Origin of the sequence: Flavobacterium muglaense (assembly GCF_014305155.1) — a bacterium.
In the GTDB taxonomy this organism is placed as follows: Bacteria; Bacteroidota; Bacteroidia; order Flavobacteriales; family Flavobacteriaceae; genus Flavobacterium; species Flavobacterium muglaense.
On the sequence record NZ_JACRUK010000097.1, the window covers coordinates 1 to 3722 of the forward strand.

Sequence of the window (3722 nt, forward strand, 5' to 3'; positions counted from 1 at the left end):
AAAAAGGAGTAGAAATCAATAGATATCTACTCCTTTTTAGGTCTTAATTTATTAGAAACACTTTTTCAGTGCCCTCAATTATCAGTACGGTAATTAGCCCATTTCTTTTTTTGCTGTCGGGCTATACGCGCTACTATGGTAGCTAGCTGCTATCCCTCACGCAAACTGCCAACTATTAGATTCTACTTTTAAAACCAAGAAATAGCCGTTTTCCCCACTTTTTCTAAATAACGGTTTGCAGCACTAAAATGCTTATTACCAAACCATTTTCCTTGATTAGCACTCATAGGCGAAGGATGCCCCGATTCAAGAACCAGATGTTTATCGCGGTCAATTTTACTACCTTTCTTTTGTGCAAATGCGCCCCAAAGTAAAAACACAACTCCTTCCTTTTCATTTGATATTTTTTGAATCACTGCATCCGTAAAAAGAGACCATTTTAAGTGTTTATGGCTATTGGGCGTGTCTTTACGAACTGTAAGCGAAGCATTCAATAATAATACACCTTGCTGTGCCCAAGACAGTAAGTTACCCGAATTGGGCATGAATATAGCATCCAAATCGTCGTTAATCTCTCGATAAATATTACGCAACGAGGGCGGGATCTTAACTCCATCATTCACCGAAAAGCACAACCCATTCGCTTCACCATCCCCATGATACGGATCTTGACCAATTATAACCACTTTTACATCTTCAAAAGCACAATGATCAAAAGCAGCAAAAATTAACTCCCGTGGTGGATAGCAACTGTTTTCAATATATTCCTGCTCAACAGCAGTAATTAATTCTTCAAAATACGGTTGTTGAACGGTATCATTCAATAATTTTCCCCAAGAACGATTTAAAGAAATTTTCATTTAATAAATTTTACAACAAAGTTGCAAAGTTTTTAGCAATCTACAGTACAATATACTCCTTTTTAACTCTGAAACTTTGTAACTTTGTGCCTTTGCAACTTATCTCAAAAAATGATATCCATTACCGAAAAAACATTACAAGATTTACAATTTCCAAAGGTTCTAGAAACGATTTCCACTATTTGTAACACAGACATTGGAAAACAAAAAGCGTTAGAAATAATCCCCTTTAAAGACAAAGAAACTTTGATGGAAGCATTAATGCAAACATCCGAGTATGTGTCGTCTTTTGAAAACAATAATGCAATTCCAAATCATGGTTTTGAAGCCATTACGCACGAAATAAAATTTCTAGCCATAGAAGATAGTTTTCTAGAAGTAGGAAGCTTTAGAAAAATTGCAACACTTTCAGCAACCGTTAATTTTTTACTGAATTACTTCAAGAAATTTGACGATTATTATCCCAACTTAAATAAACGCGCTACTCAAGTCGAGTTTACTAAAGACATCATCACGCAAATTGATGTAATCGTAGATAAATACGGAGAGATAAAAGATAGCGCCTCGCCAGTTTTACTGGATATTCGTCGCAATATGAACAGCGTTCGTGGTAAAGTAAACCAGAGTTTTGGTTCTGCATTGACGCAATACAACAGTTTAGGCTATTTGGACGATATCAAAGAGAGTTTTGTTCAAAACCGTCGTGTTTTAGCAGTGTTAGCCATGTACCGCCGTAAGGTAAAAGGATCTATTTTAGGAAGTTCAAAAACAGGAAGCATTGCGTACATAGAACCCGAAGCTACTCTTCAATATTCTCGTGAACTAAGTAATTTAGAATACGAAGAAACCGAAGAAATCACGCGAATTTTAAAGCAATTATCTAATGCTATTCGGCCATTCTTACCCTTGCTTATGGAGTATCAAAACTTTTTAAGTGATATTGATGTGGTCGCTGCAAAAGCAAAATATGCCAATCGAATCAACGGAATATTACCTCAAATTACAGACAATCGTCGATTGTATTTTAGAGATGCCTACCACCCTATTTTGTATTTGAACAACAAACAAAAAAAGGAAATCACGCATCCGCAAACCATAGAATTACAACAAGAAAACCGAATAATAGTTATCTCCGGGCCTAATGCTGGTGGTAAAACAATCTCGTTAAAAACCGTTGGTTTACTGCAATTGATGTTGCAATCAGGAATGTTGATACCCGTACACGAACGATCTGAAACCTTTTTATTCGATAGAATACTTACTGATATTGGCGACAACCAATCTATTGAAAATCATTTAAGTACATACAGTTACCGTTTGAAGAACATGAACTACTTTTTGAAGAAGTGTAACGCTAAAACAATGTTCTTGATTGATGAGTTTGGTACAGGATCTGATCCAGAACTTGGTGGAGCCCTTGCCGAAATCTTTCTAGAAGAGTTCTATCATAGAGAAGCTTTTGGGATTATTACCACGCATTATTCCAACTTAAAAATACTGGCAAACGAATTGCCTTTTGCTACCAACGCCAACATGCTTTTTGATGAAAAAACGCTTGAACCCATGTACAAATTAGTTCTTGGTCAAGCGGGAAGTTCGTTTACTTTTGAAGTGGCTTTGAAAAACGGTATTCCGTTTAGCTTAATCAATCGTGCCAAGAAAAAAATTGAAGTGGGTAAAGTTCGTTTTGATAAAACCATTGCAACGCTCCAAAAGGAACGTTCAAAAATGGAAAAAACGTCGCAAACATTAAAACAAGAAGAAACCAAAGCGCGTGAGGAAGGGAAAAAGATGGAAAGCATCAATACCAAAATCAAGCAAAAACTAGAAAGTTATCAAGAGCTATACGATAGCAATCAAAAAACAATATACATCGGTCAAAAAGTAGAGGATTTGGCTAATAAGTACTTCAATAACAAAAACAAAAAAGACTTAATTGGTGAATTTTTGAAAATTATAGAAATAGAAAACTCCAAACGTATAAAAGCAACTCCAAAAGAAGTAAAAGCGATTGTAGAGAAGAAAAAAGAGATCATCAAAGAAGCCGAAGTGATTGTAGAAGAAATCCGTAAGGAGAAAAAAGAAAAAAAGCTCAAGCCAGTAATCGAAAAACCAAAAGCGATCATTCGTTTAGGAGATCGGGTGCGCATGCTTGATGGTAGAGCTGTTGGGACAATTGACGCGATTGAAAAAAATAAAGCTACCGTAAACTATGGTGTGTTTACCTCCAAAGTAAGCATGGATGAACTGGAACTTGTCGAAGCAATGAAGAAGAAATAGTTATGCTCAACCTACCCGAAAATAAAAAAATAGTACTCTTTGATGGCGTTTGTAACTTATGCGACAATGCGGTACAATTCATTATCAAACACGATAAAAAGGATGTTTTTAGATTCGCCTCTTTGCAGTCAGAAATCGGGCAAGAAATTGTTAAACATATAGGTATTGATATTTCAAAAATTGATAGTATCATTTTATACGAACCCGGTGTTGCTTACTATTATAAATCAGAGGCTGCATTGAATATTGCCAAATATCTTGGTGGAACACTAACTGTTTTGTCTGTTTTTAGAGTGATACCTGTTGGATTTGCTAACGTAGTTTATGATTATATTGCCAAAAATCGCTACCGCTGGTATGGCAAGAAAGAAAGCTGTATGATTCCAACTCCGGAACTGAAATCGAAATTTATATAAATTTGAGTGTTTTTATTTTCTAATCTTAAAATTCAAAATCCTCAATGTTTCCAGAAATTCTATTTCGATATCTACCTTCATAATTTAAAATTTTTAGAGGTGTAAAGTTATGTACTTATTTTAATTATTTGTAATCCAATGTGTTTATGCTTCATCATCTTAATAA

General features: G+C 35.1%; 3 protein-coding genes. 2 read left to right on the forward strand and 1 reads right to left on the reverse strand.

Annotated features, from left to right (window positions below; genetic code table 11):
- Nucleotides 1-188: 188 nt before the first annotated feature.
- Nucleotides 189-860 carry a uracil-DNA glycosylase gene (gene ung, locus H8R24_RS17805; RefSeq protein WP_187021790.1) on the reverse strand — a complete coding sequence of 224 codons (672 nt, stop codon included), beginning with the start codon at nt 858-860 and terminating at the stop codon, nt 189-191.
- A 111-nt stretch (nt 861-971) separates the two neighbouring features.
- Between ung and H8R24_RS17810 the strand changes: the two genes are divergently transcribed.
- Both H8R24_RS17810 and H8R24_RS17815 read left to right on the forward strand, forming a co-directional pair.
- Nucleotides 972-3140 carry an endonuclease MutS2 gene (locus tag H8R24_RS17810; RefSeq protein WP_187021789.1) on the forward strand — a complete coding sequence of 723 codons (2169 nt, stop codon included), beginning with the start codon at nt 972-974 and terminating at the stop codon, nt 3138-3140.
- A gap of 2 nt (nt 3141-3142) precedes the next feature.
- Nucleotides 3143-3556, forward strand: coding sequence for a thiol-disulfide oxidoreductase DCC family protein (locus tag H8R24_RS17815; RefSeq protein WP_187021788.1), 414 nt, complete (start codon nt 3143-3145; stop codon nt 3554-3556).
- Nucleotides 3557-3722 lie beyond the last annotated feature (166 nt).